Origin of the sequence: Hydrogenovibrio sp. JE_KL2 (assembly GCF_009296185.1) — a bacterium.
In the GTDB taxonomy this organism is placed as follows: Bacteria; Pseudomonadota; Gammaproteobacteria; order Thiomicrospirales; family Thiomicrospiraceae; genus Hydrogenovibrio.
This window is the reverse complement of the sequence record NZ_WBJR01000005.1, coordinates 236957-251560: the sequence shown is the minus strand read 5'-3', so window position 1 is coordinate 251560 and position 14604 is coordinate 236957. Positions and strand designations below refer to the sequence as shown.

At 46.0% G+C, this 14604-nt stretch carries 16 protein-coding genes and 3 tRNA genes; 2 read left to right on the top strand and 17 right to left on the bottom strand.

What is annotated here, in order from left to right:
* The 7 genes from F8R13_RS10135 to F8R13_RS10105 form a co-directional block, all read right to left on the bottom strand.
* Positions 1–149 (bottom strand): GTP-binding protein (locus tag F8R13_RS10135; RefSeq protein ID WP_253806431.1); only part of this gene is annotated, 149 nt, incomplete at its 3' end.
* A 57-nt stretch (positions 150–206) separates the two neighbouring features.
* A tRNA-Thr gene (locus tag F8R13_RS10130) sits at positions 207–282 on the bottom strand.
* A gap of 62 nt (positions 283–344) precedes the next feature.
* Positions 345–419 (bottom strand) — tRNA-Gly (locus F8R13_RS10125).
* A 14-nt stretch (positions 420–433) separates the two neighbouring features.
* Positions 434–518 (bottom strand) — tRNA-Tyr (locus F8R13_RS10120).
* A 142-nt stretch (positions 519–660) separates the two neighbouring features.
* Positions 661–1143: a heme-binding protein gene (locus tag F8R13_RS10115; protein ID WP_152834185.1), complete on the bottom strand. Its 483-nt coding sequence runs from the start codon at positions 1141–1143 to the stop codon at positions 661–663.
* A 19-nt stretch (positions 1144–1162) separates the two neighbouring features.
* Positions 1163–1786: a response regulator transcription factor gene (locus tag F8R13_RS10110; protein ID WP_216642626.1), complete on the bottom strand. Its 624-nt coding sequence runs from the start codon at positions 1784–1786 to the stop codon at positions 1163–1165.
* On the bottom strand, positions 1779–2660 hold the full coding sequence (locus tag F8R13_RS10105; RefSeq protein WP_152834181.1) for a sensor histidine kinase: 882 nt from the start codon (positions 2658–2660) through the stop codon (positions 1779–1781). Before F8R13_RS10105 ends, F8R13_RS10110 begins: the two co-directional genes overlap by 8 nt.
* Positions 2661–2934: 274 nt before the next feature.
* Between F8R13_RS10105 and F8R13_RS10100 the strand changes: the two genes are divergently transcribed.
* Complete coding sequence (locus F8R13_RS10100) at positions 2935–3696, top strand: pseudouridine synthase (RefSeq protein ID WP_152834179.1); 762 nt, start codon at positions 2935–2937, stop codon at positions 3694–3696.
* A 79-nt stretch (positions 3697–3775) separates the two neighbouring features.
* Positions 3776–5083 carry an adenosylmethionine--8-amino-7-oxononanoate transaminase gene (gene bioA, locus F8R13_RS10095; protein WP_152834177.1) on the top strand — a complete coding sequence of 436 codons (1308 nt, stop codon included), beginning with the start codon at positions 3776–3778 and terminating at the stop codon, positions 5081–5083.
* Here the strand turns inward: bioA and F8R13_RS10090 are convergent.
* The 10 genes from F8R13_RS10090 to trpE form a co-directional block, all read right to left on the bottom strand.
* Positions 5080–5751 (bottom strand): class I SAM-dependent methyltransferase, encoded by a 672-nt coding sequence (locus tag F8R13_RS10090; protein WP_152834175.1) that lies wholly within the window; start codon positions 5749–5751, stop codon positions 5080–5082. The two genes, bioA and F8R13_RS10090, sit on opposite strands and share 4 nt — an antisense overlap.
* A 66-nt stretch (positions 5752–5817) precedes the next feature.
* Positions 5818–6234, bottom strand: a complete 417-nt coding sequence (locus F8R13_RS10085; RefSeq protein WP_152834173.1) for an OsmC family protein — start codon at positions 6232–6234, stop codon at positions 5818–5820.
* A gap of 19 nt (positions 6235–6253) precedes the next feature.
* Positions 6254–7453, bottom strand: a complete 1200-nt coding sequence (locus F8R13_RS10080; protein WP_152834171.1) for a type III PLP-dependent enzyme — start codon at positions 7451–7453, stop codon at positions 6254–6256.
* A gap of 7 nt (positions 7454–7460) precedes the next feature.
* Positions 7461–8312, bottom strand: a complete 852-nt coding sequence (speE, locus tag F8R13_RS10075; RefSeq protein WP_152834169.1) for a polyamine aminopropyltransferase — start codon at positions 8310–8312, stop codon at positions 7461–7463.
* On the bottom strand, positions 8302–8805 hold the full coding sequence (speD, locus tag F8R13_RS10070; protein WP_152834167.1) for an adenosylmethionine decarboxylase: 504 nt from the start codon (positions 8803–8805) through the stop codon (positions 8302–8304). The genes speE and speD overlap by 11 nt, the downstream gene beginning before the upstream one ends.
* 350 nt (positions 8806–9155) lie before the next feature.
* Positions 9156–10358, bottom strand: a complete 1203-nt coding sequence (gene trpB, locus F8R13_RS10065; RefSeq protein ID WP_371414943.1) for a tryptophan synthase subunit beta — start codon at positions 10356–10358, stop codon at positions 9156–9158.
* A gap of 144 nt (positions 10359–10502) precedes the next feature.
* Positions 10503–11306 (bottom strand): indole-3-glycerol phosphate synthase TrpC, encoded by an 804-nt coding sequence (gene trpC / locus F8R13_RS10060; protein WP_152834165.1) that lies wholly within the window; start codon positions 11304–11306, stop codon positions 10503–10505.
* A gap of 66 nt (positions 11307–11372) precedes the next feature.
* Positions 11373–12395, bottom strand: a complete 1023-nt coding sequence (trpD, locus tag F8R13_RS10055; protein ID WP_152834163.1) for an anthranilate phosphoribosyltransferase — start codon at positions 12393–12395, stop codon at positions 11373–11375.
* Positions 12396–12406: 11 nt separating this feature from the next.
* On the bottom strand, positions 12407–13000 hold the full coding sequence (locus F8R13_RS10050; RefSeq protein WP_152834161.1) for an aminodeoxychorismate/anthranilate synthase component II: 594 nt from the start codon (positions 12998–13000) through the stop codon (positions 12407–12409).
* 19 nt (positions 13001–13019) lie between these two features.
* Positions 13020–14525, bottom strand: a complete 1506-nt coding sequence (gene trpE, locus F8R13_RS10045) for an anthranilate synthase component I (protein WP_152834159.1) — start codon at positions 14523–14525, stop codon at positions 13020–13022.
* Between the last annotated feature and the right edge of the window lie 79 nt (positions 14526–14604).

Here is a 14604-nt window from a genome sequence, read left to right as displayed (position 1 = left end):
ATTTGATCGTAACCTTTTACGTCACCACCAAACTTCTTACCTTGTACAATTGTCAACGCCGCTGTAAGAGTTGTCTTACCATGGTCAACGTGACCAATCGTACCAACGTTTACGTGCGGCTTACTACGTTCAAACTTTTCCTTTGCCATGATGCAAACTCCGTTAATAACAGCGACTGAAAACCGGCCACTATTTATTGGTTAAAATGGAGCTCTCAACCAGGATCGAACTGGTGACCTCATCCTTACCATGGATGCGCTCTACCTACTGAGCTATGAGAGCAAATAACAAAAAGGCCCTCCCTATCGGCTAAATAACACAGCCAACAAAGAGAGCCTAGAAACTGGAGCGGGTAGGGGGAATCGAACCCCCCTCATCGGCTTGGAAGGCCGAGGTAATAGCCAATATACGATACCCGCAAATTGTAAAACAATGGTGGAGGGTGGTGGATTCGAACCACCGAAGGCTGAGCCAGCAGATTTACAGTCTGCCCCCTTTGGCCGCTCGGGAAACCCTCCGAATTGTTGTGGGGCGTATTTTAATTGAAAAGACTTTGGTGTCAAGTGAAAAACCGTTTTTTTATTAATTTATTTATTCCCGGTAGAACTTGATTATTTATCTCACCAAACGCCAGTTCTCCCCCTCACCAATCCAGCTTCCTCAAAACTCCAATCTATCAGCAAACTTATCAAGCGCTTCTATAGCGCACTTCTCATCTTTTTCTCCGCCAGGCGCACCGCTCACACCAACCGCACCAATCCTCACTCCCTGTGAAACAATAGGAACACCTCCTTGCATCACAATCAGACCATTGATGTGATTCAACTCTTGGCGAATATCTGGACGCTGTTGACGAAATGCACCTGACTTCAGGCCTGACATCACTGACATATTGGCTTTATCCTTGGCAATCTGCATTGTAAAACGCGCCGCTAAATCATCTCTAAGCGTTGCGCGGACGATACCAAACCTATCCACCACAACCGCACTGACTTGATAACCCGCTTTTCGACACGCCAAAACACTCTCTTTAGCAATGTCGTTCGCCAGCTCCATGCCGATATTTTGGGTCACGACTTTATCGCTGGCATTCGCCAAGACTGAAACCAACAAACCACTAAAGACCATCAACCACTTTTTCATAACACACCTCCGGGTTTAACTATGAAATTCCCATTTCTCGTGCCAGACGCAATAACTCACTGCGATTTTGCGCGCCCGTTTTCCGGTAAATTTCCTTTACGTGGAACTTAACTGTATCAATGGAGCGATTCAAATGCTCGGCAGCACTCTTCATGGTATGGCCTTGAGCAATCAGTTTCAGCACAGCGGTTTCTTTATCACTCAACTCCGGCAACGCCTCATAAGAGGCAGCATGAAAGTTCATCAACTTTCGCGCTAGCGCAGGAGACAGCGCAGCCATCCCCTTGTAAACATCATTAATGGCATCAACTAACCCTTGCTGTGTTTCTGTCTTCAGAACGTAACCGTCAATCCCCATACGCATCGCTTTGAAAAAGGTATCATCTTCATCAAACACCGTGAACACCATCACTTTTGCGGATGAGCGCAACCCTCTTATCAATGGAATCAATTCTATACCTGCACCATCAGGCAGTTCCAAGTCGAGAATATAAAGTTCAATATCCTTCGAAAGTTTTTGACGTGCTTCCTGAATATTTTTTGCCGTCAGTATCTCGACATCCGAACAGATATTTTCAAGCGCTTGCCGCAAAAACTCCAAGTGCTCTTGCCGATCTTCCAGCACCAACACCTTTTTAAACATTGGCATTTTCCCAAGCCCCTTCTAATGGAAAAGAAAACACCACAACAAACTCATTGGGAGTTTCCTGCACAGTTAACTTTCCGTTCAGCTCTTGAATCCTTGTTTCAATATTCATCATCCCGAGTTGGTTCGACTCATGCAGCACTTTGTGTTCTTTGACTTTATTCTCAACCCTCATCTCTAGACGCCCGCCAAATTGATTCACGACCACTTTGACCCTATCAATCTCGGCATGTTTGAGAATATTGCACCCCAATTCTTTCAACACCTTTAGGACGTTACTGACTTCTTTCGACGAAACAACAATATCTGAAGCAATATTTTTCTCATACCACTCCAACTCAAATCCGTGCAGCAACAAACGTTCACGCATTTGTGCTTGTGCCGTCACCAAAAAGCTCTCCAAAGTATTTTCTTCATCAGACAATGCAGACAAAATACTTCTCAAAGACGCCATCGCACTCAAAGCAAGTTGATATTGGCGTTCGTCCTTTGAACTGCGCATCAATGCAATCAAATCCTGCGTCAATTCATCATGCAGGTCTCGGCGAATACGCTGACGCTCTTCTTGAACCCCAATCCACCTTTGCCGTTTGGAAACCTCCACCTCTCTGGCAATGAACAAAATCATTTCCGTCCATCCGGCATCATCAGCAGAATAAGGGTCACCAGAAAGCTTTGGACTAAAAACATAATGGGACTGTCCACTCAGAGAGGGAACCATAAATTCGTGTGCATGGAACAACACTTGTGTGAGAGGCTTGCTGATTTTCTGGTAACTTTGAGGCTTAAAGTGCTGTAGTACCTGCTCGATATAGGCATTTTCCATTTTTGATAGAGGGACTTTCTTCAATAGTGGAACCAAATGCGCCATCAATTCCAGGCACTTTTTCCCAGCAGGTTGCCTCCTACGCCAAATATAGAAGGCAAACGCCAGAGACACTAGCGCAAGGCCCAGGTATCCAATATTCACCATCATTAATTCAAAAAAGCTCTGCAACCCGTCACCTCGATAACGCTATCTTAGATATGCTTTCTTTATTTTAACGCTTTCACAAAACACATGTCTCCGGTTTCATCCACATCCGCTCAACACCACTTCATCTGACTGGTAAAATACTAACAAAATTTCAATAGGAAAAAACAGTTTGGAAACCCATCGCAATCTAGATGCCTTCAACATCCTTTATCAGGATAAAACCCTTGTCGCCATTCACAAACCCGCCGGCTTATTGGTACACCGCTCCCCCATTGATAAACACGAAACTGAGTTCGCAGTGCAAATGACCCGGGATGCGATTAATAAACCCGTCTTTCCTGTGCACCGTCTAGACAAACCCACTTCAGGTCTACTCTTGTTCGCGCTTAATGCCGATGCCGCCCGACATCTCAGCGACCAGTTCATGACACACAGCATCGAAAAAACCTATCTTGCCTTGTGCCGTGGCTGGACACCGGAAACCGGAGACATCGACAAACCGCTTAAATATCAAAAAGACAAAATTGCCGATAAAGACAAGCGCGCAGAAGACATTTTTCAGGATGCCTTTACCCATTACCAACGTTTGGCAACGACTCAAGTGGAACACAAAATAGGCAGATTCGATTTTCAGCGCTACTCCCTAGTGAAACTGCAACCCAGCACCGGGCGCAAGCACCAACTTCGGCGCCACCTCAACCACATCAGCCACCCGATTATCGGCGATGTACAACATGGTGACCGACACCACAACCACTTCTTTAATGACTGGCTTGGATACCACCGCTTATACCTCGCCGCCACCGCTTTGAAATTTACCCACCCGATTACCGGTGACAGAATGACTCTCACAGCACCGCTAGAAAACAGTTTCAAAGAAACCCTAAACAAACTTTGGCCAGATACACTCTTGAACGAACACATCGAGTAATATCTCATTACACTTTTTACCCTACCCAACCTGGCAGATTTTTGTCAAAATGTGCACTCCAACAACAAGACAGTAAACTATGACAACTTCAAAGCCGAAACTTTCTGAACACTGGCAATCGCTACTCGAATTTGACCAACAACACATCTGGCATCCTTATGCCAAAATGCCTGCTGACACACCAGCCATCGGCGTTGCTAAAACACAAGGCTCCATCATTACATTGGCTGACGGTACCGAACTGGTCGACGGCATGTCTTCTTGGTGGGCGGCTCTTCACGGCTATAACCACCCGAAAATCCAGCAAGCCATGCATGAGCAAATCGACACCATGCCTCATATTATGTTCGGTGGCTTGACGCATGAACCGGCAATTGAGTTGTCAAAGCGTCTTGTCAAACTGACACCCGAAGGATTGGATAAAGTCTTCCTGGTTGACTCAGGTTCGGTCGCGATGGAAGTGGCCATTAAAATGGCATTGCAATATTGGGCAAGCAAAGAACAACCAAACAAAAACCGGCTCTTGACGGTGCGAAATGGCTACCATGGTGACACCTTCGCCACTATGGCAGTGTGCGACCCCGTCAATGGCATGCATAGTTTGTTTTCAGAGGTACTGACACAACACTGCTTCGCTCCAGCGCCACAAATGGGCTTTGATATTGAGTCTGACAATGAAGATATTAACGCTCTCAAGGCCATGCTTGAACAACATCACCAGAACATTGCGGCAATGACGATTGAACCGATAGTTCAAGGTGCTGGCGGCATGCGCTTTTACCGACCAGATTACCTCAAACAGCTCCGACAACTTTGCAACGAGTTTGATGTTTTGTTGATAGCCGATGAAATCGCCACCGGATTCGGACGTACCGGCAAACTCTTTGCCTGCGAATGGGCTGACATTACCCCCGATATTATGGCACTCGGCAAAACCCTAACGGGTGGACATATCAGCTTGGCGGCAACGCTAGCCTCTTCGGAGGTTAGCGACACCATTAGTCAAGGAAATCCCGGTCTACTAATGCACGGCCCGACTTTTATGGGCAACCCACTCGCCTGCGCTGCCGCTATCGCCAATATTGATGTTTTAATGAACTCTCCTTGGCAGGACAACATTCAACGCATTGAAGAGCACTTTACGGAGACATTATTGCCACTAAAAGAATTGGACGGCGTTGCCGATACTCGCGTACTGGGTGCGATTGGCGTGATTGAACTGGAAAGAAGTGACCTCGGCCCACAGGTTCAGGCAAAAGGCATTGAAAACGGTATTTGGCTCAGACCTTTCGGCAAACTGGTTTATGCCATGCCTGCTTATAATATTTCTCAGTCGAATCTTTCCAAATTAACTTCTGGAATTGTGCAAAGCATCACCATTAACTAAGACCGTTTAGCAACAGCGACATAAGAGTCTACAGGCACACTACCTTTGACCTCAACAGACACATCGACAAAGCCAACCGACTCAAGCAGAGCAACAACCTCCTGTTGTGTGTAGCGGAAGAAAACTTCTCTATTCAATTGCATCTGGTCGATCTGCGCTTTGTCGCGAAAGCCCATCACAAACAAACCGCCGGGTTTCAGGACACGAAGCACTTCTTTCAGATGCGGTTCAGGCGGATGCCAGAAATACAAGGTATTACCCGTAACAACCTTGTCAAAGTGATTATCTTCATAAGGCATCTTATCGCTACAACCTTCACACAACTCCAAGCAACCGGATTCAATATGCGGTTGATTGCGAATGGTCGCCTGCTCAATCATGGTTTTGGAAAAGTCGATACCATGCACCTTGCCTTCTTCAATACGCTCAGACAGATCCCCTAACATCACCCCCGGACCAAAGCCGATTTCAAGAATGCAATCCGAGGGTTTCACATTGAGTTTTTCAAGCATAAAGGCATTCAAAGCTGCATTTCCGTGAACAAACATCGGCTGCAAAATATACTTCCCCAAAAACCCGGTTGGCTTTCTTGCTTGATGCGCCAAGGTCTTTTCAGAAACTAAATACTTGATAAGTCTCATGAGTCGACTAAACATTTTAGGTGACATTTTTTAAACTCCAGAAAACAAAAAAGCCACCGACTGGTGGCTTTTTTGATGAATCTTGACGCCTAATTAGGCTTCAATTATTTCATAGGTATGGGTCATTTCAGCTGTCTTTTCAAGCATTTTAGAAACAGAACAATACTTTTCCGCAGACAACTCAACCGCACGGGCAACTTTCTTTTCATTCAGATCGGTGCCCGTCACTTTAAAGTGTAGATGAATTTTAGTGTAGACCGCAGGTACGGCATCGGCACGCTCAGATGTGATTTCCATCTGGCAATCCTTAACGTCTTGCTTACCTTTTTCCAGCATCATAATGACATCAATACCAGAGCAGCCGCCCAAGCCCATCAGCAGCAATTCCATAGGGCGAGAACCACGATCTTCCCCGCCTACTTCCTTAGACGCATCCATCATCACTTTATGACCAGTTGATGAGGTTGCTTCAAAGGCTTTTCCGCCTTGCCACTTTACTTGAATTGCCATGAACGACTCCTTAGTTTGCTTACAACGCTTCAGTTGTCGGATCAAAGATATCCTCTACAACCACTATTTTTGGCTTAGGATAATAGTTAAATTCCGTTGCAGATGCAATGGTATAGGCCCCCATTTGCTTACCGATCAAAATATCACCTACCTCCAATTCTGGCAGCTCAATATCTTCGGCGACCACATCAATGGAATCACAAGTTGGCCCTGCCAATACGCTTGGGTAAAACTCTCCTAGCGGATCAAACGGCTTCAAAGGTGCTATCGGGTAAGAGGCGTGATCAAACATTTGACCACTGAACCCACCATAGACACCATCATCCAAATAGTACCAAGTACGAGACCCGCGCTTGGCCTTACCAACCACAGAAACCACTTCAATCATTGACGGCGCAGAAATAAAACGACCCGGCTCGGCAAAAACTTCAATATGCTCTGGTAGTTCAGACAATGCTTCCATTACCGGTGCACAAAATTCTTCAATTGGAGTCACTTCTTCTTGGTATGAAACCGGGAAGCTGCCGCCAATATCCAAAAACTTCCATTTCACGTTGTTCATAACTTTCATTGCTGCAACGCTTGAACGAATGGCATTAACCTGTGTTGCAGGAGACAGTGATTGCGATCCAACATGGAAAGACAAACCAACTACTTCAATGCCGTTACTCTGCGCCATTTCAACCAGCACAGGCAGTTCTTCTAAAGAGCAACCAAACTTACGTGATAAGTCGACAACAGCTTGTTTGCTGCGGAAACTGACACGAATAATCAGCTCGACCTGCCCTGCATACTTGTAGAATTTCTTCATTTCTTCGAAATTATCTACCACAAAGCGTTTACAGCCGAACTCAAGCGCACGTTTGATTTCTTTATCTTTCTTAATAGGGTGGGTATGAATACAACGATCCCCCTTAATCCCCAAAGATTCAACCAAATCAACTTCACCGATGGTCGCCAAATCAAAATGACACCCAAGTCCTTTCAGACGTTTAATCAACTCTGGATGTGACAAAGATTTTAGCGCATAGAACAACTTCACCCCTGGCAACGCAGCTTGCAAGGACTTGTATTGATAATCCACTTCTTCCAAGTCCAACACCATAAAAGGTGTTTCATGCTTGGCAACCAACTCTTCTAAACTAGCACGGTCAAACTGCTCTAGTTCATCCGGATGACTTTGTTCAGCAAAATGCTGAACCAGCTCTTGTGAGTCCATCAGCTTATTAATCCTTAATCACGTCTAAAACGTATTGCGGTAGGGCAAAAGCACCTTTATGCAACGCTGGAGTATAAAAACGCGTGGTGATACCAGAAGCCTTGAAACGTTCTTCGATCATTTCTTGCGACACTTCTTTTAATGCCAAATTGTCCGTTGCCCACGCAAAGGTCATGATTCCCCCTACGTAAGTCGGCACTGCACCGGAGTAGAAGCTTGCTTGCTTGAACAAAGGAGACAAACGTTTGAACGTTGTTGCTACTTCATCCGTTTGCATGAAACTTACTCCGTTTTGCGCAACAAACACACCGTCTTCAGTCAGACAGTTTTTAATACCTTGGTAAAAACAAGACGTGAACAATACTTCACCCGGCCCCATAGGATCGGTTGAATCAGAAATGATCACATCGAATTTTTCAGTACATTCGTTAACAAAATCAACACCATCAGCAATCACGATGTTGGCTTTCGGACTATCATAAGCGCCCGCTGAATGATTCGGCAAATATTGAATACACATATCAATGACTTGCTGATCGATTTCAACCTGCGTGACTGACTCGACTTCTGGGTGTTTCAACACTTCGCGTAAAATACCACCGTCACCCCCACCAATGATCAATACCTTTTTAGCATTGCCATGCGCAAACAATGGCACATGCGTCATCATCTCGTGATAGATAAACTCGTCTTTCTCAGTGGTTTGAATAACGCCATCCAGCGCCATTACAGTACCCCATTGGTCATTTTTAAAAATGACCAACTTCTGATGTCCGGTATCCACCTCAAACAACACTTCGTTCATCACAAACTGTTGACCCCAAGTAGGGTAAAGGGTTTCCAGATAATTATTCGCCATCTTTTTCCACCTCGCCTCTAAGCATCGTATCTAATTTTACTTCAGATGGCATGAAGGCTTCTCTTAGCACTTCAATTGCTTTTTCAGGCTCGGCATCACCACACATGAAAACGTCAAATGCAGCATAGTTTCTTTCAGGCCAAGAGTGCACACTAATGTGAGACTCCGCCAAAACGGCAACACCTGAAATCCCACCATTTGGTGTGAAGTGGTGTAGGTGAATATGTAATAAGGTTGCCTTGGCTTTCTCTACGCCTTCGCGCAAAGCTTGCTCCATCAATTGCAAATCATCCAAACGGCTTGCACCCCAGAAATCCGCAATCAAATGCGTTCCGGCAAAGGTTTTACCATCGCGACAAATAAAGTGATCCAGTGTTTGGTCTTCTACGGCTTGATCATGAGTTGGCCAAGTGTCATCGATAACCGTTGTTTTTTCAATAACTTCGAAATGGTCATTAGCTGTGACCAATATATTTTCAGCATGTGGTGACATTATGAGAATACCTTTATAAAACACCCGCATGAAATTAGAAGTGAATACGGATGAATGATTAATAACAATTCAGATGAACAAAGGCTAGTCCACTGAACCCCAACCACGCCCTTGAAAAGTATTTTCTTGGCGTGAGGTTTAACCATTTTTCTTTCTGTTTCCTTCGGTCAGACCGTTAGGTTTCTGTGTGAAAAAGGAGAAGCGTATTATTCCGCTTTTGTAACGTTTTGCAAGTAATATTTTTATTACAAATCAATGAAATGAAAATAAATTTTTCCATGAGAGGCATTGCCAGGCTTTTAGGGACATACACACCGAAATTAAAGACTGGCAATCAAAATTAAAACAACTTATTTCGGTTCGCCGGTGCCAAAGTTATCAACAACATAATCGATATCTTTATCACCACGGCCTGACAGATTAATTAACATCGTGCAACCTGGCTGTTCTTTAGCGTGCTTCATTGCCCAAGCCACGGCATGCGAGCTTTCCAGCGCCGGAATAATACCTTCCAAACGAGACAGCTTATAGAATGCATCCAATGTCTCGCCATCGGTCACAGCATGATAGTTCACCTTACCTGCTGTTTTCAGGAATGAATGCTCAGGTCCAACGCCAGGATAATCCAAACCAGAAGCAATTGAATGCACTGGCGCAGGGTTACCTTCTTCATCTTCCAGCAACAGGCATTTAAAACCATGGATCATCCCCGGCTTACCATAAGTCATGGTTGCAGAATGCTCACCCAATTTCGTGCCTCGCCCAAGGGGTTCAACGCCGTTCTTAACGACTTGTTCATCGTCCATAAACCCGGCAAACAAGCCCATGGAATTGGAGCCACCACCCACACAAGCGCCAACATGATCCGGCAGCTCGCCTGTCATTTCCAAATACTGCTCACGTGCTTCAAAACCTACTACCGACTGAAAGTCACGCACCATCAATGGGAAAGGATGCGGCCCCACAACTGACCCAATGGCAAACAGTGCAGTATCGGCTTGAGGCACATAAGATTGAAACGCAGAATCAACCGCTTCTTTCAAACTACGCCCACCAAAACCAACAGGTACAACCGTTGCACCCAATAGTTTCATGCGCGTCACGTTTGGTGCTTCTTTGGCAATGTCGATTTCGCCCATGTGAATCTCACACTCCATTCCGAAATAGGCTGCGGCAGTTGCCAATGCAACACCATGCTGGCCTGCCCCGGTTTCGGCAATCAACTTGGTTTTACCCATGTGTTTTGCCAACAATGCTTCCGCCATACAGTGGTTCAACTTATGCGCACCAGAATGATTCAAATCTTCACGTTTCAAGTAAATATGTGCGCCGACTTCCTTACTCAGGTTATGCGCATAATAGACAGGGGTTGGACGCCCTTGATAGTGCTTACGGATGTATTTCAACTCATTTAAAAAGTCTGCCGAACGCCCCAACTCTCTGTAGGCTTTGTTGATTTCTTCAAAATGCGGCACCAGCTCCGGCGGTAAAAAAGCACCACCAAAGTCACCAAAATACCCATCTTTATTCGGTAAATTTTTTAAATAAGACACCTGTTATCTCCTTTTCAATAGCAAACCGCTTTCATAGCGTTTTCAAAGGATACACAGAATAAAAAAAGACTGCTAGAGATTTTTAAAGATAGGAATTTGAAGGTGAAGCGGCTGATACCACTCCACCAAGGGAATTTTTGACGATTATTTAAATAACTCAGCCAGTTTCTCGCCAGGATTATCAGCGCGCATAAACGCTTCCCCAACAAGAAAACTGTTTACGTTGTGCTCACGCATTTGCGCGACGTCGCCAGGTGCCAAGATTCCGCTCTCAGTAACGACGATACGGTTATCTGGAATCATTTCCAACATTCTGAACGTGGTTTCCAGAGAAACATCAAACGTGTGCAGGTCGCGGTTGTTGATACCAATCATCGGCAAAGGCAGCTGCAACGCACGCTCCATCTCTTCTTCGTTATGCACTTCAACCAACACATCCATACCCAGTTGCAAGGCAGTTTGCGTCAACTCGTACATTTGCGCATCACCGATGGCGGCGGCAATCAACAGAATACAATCAGCCCCAATCGCACGGGCTTCGTAAACCTGATAATCATCGACAATAAAGTCTTTACGGATAATCGGCAAATCAACTGCTTCGCGCACGGCTTGTAAGTATTCATTGCCCCCTTGAAAAAAGTCTCTATCCGTCAATACAGACAAACAAGCGGCACCATGCGCCTGATAGCTCTTGGCAATCTCCACTGGCTCAAATGGGTCACGTAGAACGCCCTTGCTTGGAGAGGCTTTCTTGATTTCGGCAATCACCGCTGATTTACCTTGATCCAACTTTGCCTGTAACGCACCGGCAAAGCCTTTCGCTTGGGGCATCATCATCGCCTTTTGCTTCATCTCGCGCAGAGAAATTTTCTCACAGCCTTCTTGGATTTCTTCCAACTTGCGGAAAATGATTTTCTTTAGAATGTCAGGGGTCTGGTGCGCTTTCATTGCGTAACTCTTCTTGTTATTTTGACTTAAAAATCTGCCAGGTTGGGGTTTTACGATGGCAGATTATTATTTGAACGTTTGGGTTTTTTCGATAAAGGCATGAAACTTTTGCATGACCTTACCTTCGGTAATCAGGCGTTTTGCAATCAAAACCCCTTCTGCATAGTCCTTCGCCATGCCTGCGGTGTAAATCCCTGCGCCGGCATTCAAACAGACGATGTCTTTGGCAGCGCCTTCATCGTTAGCAAACACTGCGGTGATGATATTGACACTCTCTTGCGCTGATTCGATCGCCAACTCTGATAAGTCTGCATGATCCATGTCGTAATCATAAGGGTCTATTGTCCACTCGGTAATCACGCCGTCTTTCAACTCAACCACATGGGTCAAACTGGCAATAGAAATCTCATCCATGCCATCTTCAGCATGCACGACCATGACATGCTTGGAACCCAGCGCCTGCAATACTTTTGCAAACGGCATCAACAAATCTTTACTGTAAACACCCAAAACTTGGTTTGGTGCCGCTGCCGGATTAGCCAAAGGCCCAAGAATATTAAACAAGGTCCTGACACCTAACTCTCGTCGAACCCCCACAACATGCTTCATTGCAGAATGGTGCGCTGGCGCGAACATAAAACCGATGCCCAACTCTTTCACACACTCCGCAACTTGGTCTGCGGTTAAATCCAGGTTGACACCTGCGGCTTCCAACACATCTGCACTGCCGGATTTTCCTGCATTGCTACGACCACCATGCTTGGCAACCTTCACGCCAGCCGTTGCCGCAACAAACGCTGATGCGGTAGACACATTGAATGCATTGATGCCGTCACCGCCAGTGCCACAGGTATCCAACAGGTGTTCATTGTCTTCAATCTCGACTTTAGTAGAAAGACCGCGCATGACTTTAGCGGCGGCAGTCATTTCTTCCACGGTTTCGCCTTTGACTCTCAGGGCAATCAGGATGGCAGCGGTTTGCGCATCTGTCGTTTCACCGGACATCAACGCATTCATCACCATTTCCATTTGTTCGGAAGTGAGGTCTCTACGATCCAATAATTGATTCAGCACGTCTTTCACATTCATTGAAGCCACCTCTACTTTTGCCCGTTTTTTTGTTCTAAGAAATTTTTCAGCATGGCATGACCTTCCTCGGTCAAAATCGATTCAGGATGGAATTGCACTCCTTCAATCGACAGGGTTTTGTGACGAACGCCCATGATCTCATCAAAATGACCGTCTTCATCCTGCGTCCAAGCGGTGACTTCAAGACAATCTGGCAAAGTGCTCTGTTCAATAACCAATGAATGGTAACGTGTTGTTTGCACTGGGTTCGGTAACCCGGTAAAGCAGCCAACATTATGGTGATAAACCGGTGACGTCTTACCGTGCATGACATGCTTGGCGCGAATGATATTTCCACCAAATGCCTGACCGATGGATTGATGCCCAAGGCAAACCCCTAAAATCGGCACTTTACCGGCAAAGTGGTGAATGGCTTCCACCGAAATGCCCGCTTCAGTCGGCGTACAGGGCCCAGGAGAAATCACCAGATAATCCGGGTTAAGGTTTTCGATGGTTTGCAAATCAATCTGATCGTTGCGATACACTTCAACCTGCTGACCCAACTCACCGAAATACTGCACCAGGTTGTAGGTGAAGGAATCGTAATTATCAATCATCAATAACATAATTTTTTTCTCCGGCTAACTAGCGATGCCCAGCATCAGGATTTACGGCTTTCAAACCATTTTGAACAAACTCGACGGCTTTAAATACCGCACGTCCCTTGTTCATGGTTTCATCCCACTCTGACTGAGGCACAGAGTCAGCCACAACACCAGCACCCGCCTGCACGAACAATTTCTTATCTTTAATCACAGCCGTACGGATCGCGATGGCGGTATCCATATTACCGTGCCATCCAAGATAACCGACTGCGCCGGCATAAATCCCACGCTTGACTGGTTCCAGTTCATCAATGATTTCCATTGCACGAATTTTCGGCGCGCCTGAGACCGTTCCTGCTGGGAAAGTGGCACGCAACACATCCATCGGGCTCATTCCCGGCTTCAAATCACCATTTACATTTGAGACGATGTGCATCACATGCGAATAGCGTTCAACGACCATTTTTTCTGTCAACTCGACACTTCCGACCTGCGCGATACGGCCGACGTCATTACGTCCCAAGTCAATCAGCATCAAATGCTCGGCAATCTCTTTAGGATCTGACAATAAGTCTTCTTCCAACGCCTTGTCTCTTTCCGGTGTCGTACCTCGACGGCGTGTACCGGCAATCGGGCGAACTGTTACTTTTTTGTCTTCCAGACGCACCAGAATTTCAGGCGATGAACCGACAATTTGCAACTCACCCAAATCAACAAAGAACATGTAAGGCGATGGATTCAGGTGACGTAATGCGCGATACAAGTCCATTGGCTCGTGCTCGAAATCCACCGACATTTGCTGCGAGATCACAATCTGCATCGCATCACCCGCCAAGATGTATTCTTTAATGCGCGCAACCGCTTGCTTGAATGCTTCCTCACCAAAACTGGAATGAAAATCCTGCTCGCCCAACAGCTCAGAAGGTTCAGGTTCACTCGGTACCGGCATGGCAGTGCGGATTTGATCGGCAATGGCCGAGATGCGGCTTTGTGCTTTGGCTTCTGCATCCGACAGCGACAAATCGGCATGCACAATGATATGTAACTGTCCGCTTAGATTGTCGAACACCACGACTTCTTCAGAAACCAACAACACGATGTCCGGTGCACCGATGTCATCACGCGCGGGCACGGAGTTTTGAAGACGTTTTTCCATATAACGCACAGCGTCATAACCGAAGTAACCGACTAACCCACCACTGAATGCCGGCATGCCTGCTTCCGGGTACACCTTGAAACGGTTTTGGAAAGCTTCAATCCAAGCCAGCGGGTCATCGGAAACTTGCTGCTCAAGCACCGTATCCCCATCCATCAGTGTGATCTGCTGACCTTTCACGATAAGGCGCTTGGAACATGGCAAACCGATAATCGAATAACGCCCCCATTTGTCGCCACCCTGTACCGATTCAAACAAGTAGCTTTGCGGCTGGTTGGCGACCTTATGGTAAACGCTCAATGGAGTTTCATAATCGGACAGCATGGTATGCATGACCGGAGTGGTTTTGTAGCCTTGGTTAGCCAATCGGCTAAAATGTGGATTGCTCATTTTGTTGATCTCTCAATTAACTTTTTCGGATGTTTGTTTGCTGTCTTTCATATCTTTTCAATCGCCAAAGTTGCCACAA

Excerpts from the sequence above, each read along its gene's own strand:
- F8R13_RS10115 (WP_152834185.1), bottom strand. The coding sequence starts at position 1,143 with ATGAAAAAGTGGTTGATGGTCTTTAGTGGTTTGTTGGTTTCAGTCTTG.
- F8R13_RS10110 (WP_216642626.1), bottom strand. The coding sequence starts at position 1,786 with ATGTTTAAAAAGGTGTTGGTGCTGGAAGATCGGCAAGAGCACTTGGAG.
- F8R13_RS10105 (WP_152834181.1), bottom strand. The coding sequence starts at position 2,660 with ATGGCGCATTTGGTTCCACTATTGAAGAAAGTCCCTCTATCAAAAATG.
- bioA (WP_152834177.1), top strand. The coding sequence starts at position 3,776 with ATGACAACTTCAAAGCCGAAACTTTCTGAACACTGGCAATCGCTACTC.
- F8R13_RS10090 (WP_152834175.1), bottom strand. The coding sequence starts at position 5,751 with ATGTCACCTAAAATGTTTAGTCGACTCATGAGACTTATCAAGTATTTA.
- F8R13_RS10085 (WP_152834173.1), bottom strand. The coding sequence starts at position 6,234 with ATGGCAATTCAAGTAAAGTGGCAAGGCGGAAAAGCCTTTGAAGCAACC.
- F8R13_RS10080 (WP_152834171.1), bottom strand. The coding sequence starts at position 7,453 with ATGGACTCACAAGAGCTGGTTCAGCATTTTGCTGAACAAAGTCATCCG.
- speE (WP_152834169.1), bottom strand. The coding sequence starts at position 8,312 with ATGGCGAATAATTATCTGGAAACCCTTTACCCTACTTGGGGTCAACAG.
- speD (WP_152834167.1), bottom strand. The coding sequence starts at position 8,805 with ATGTCACCACATGCTGAAAATATATTGGTCACAGCTAATGACCATTTC.
- trpC (WP_152834165.1), bottom strand. The coding sequence starts at position 11,306 with ATGAAAGCGCACCAGACCCCTGACATTCTAAAGAAAATCATTTTCCGC.
- trpD (WP_152834163.1), bottom strand. The coding sequence starts at position 12,395 with ATGAATGTGAAAGACGTGCTGAATCAATTATTGGATCGTAGAGACCTC.
- F8R13_RS10050 (WP_152834161.1), bottom strand. The coding sequence starts at position 13,000 with ATGTTATTGATGATTGATAATTACGATTCCTTCACCTACAACCTGGTG.
- trpE (WP_152834159.1), bottom strand. The coding sequence starts at position 14,525 with ATGAGCAATCCACATTTTAGCCGATTGGCTAACCAAGGCTACAAAACC.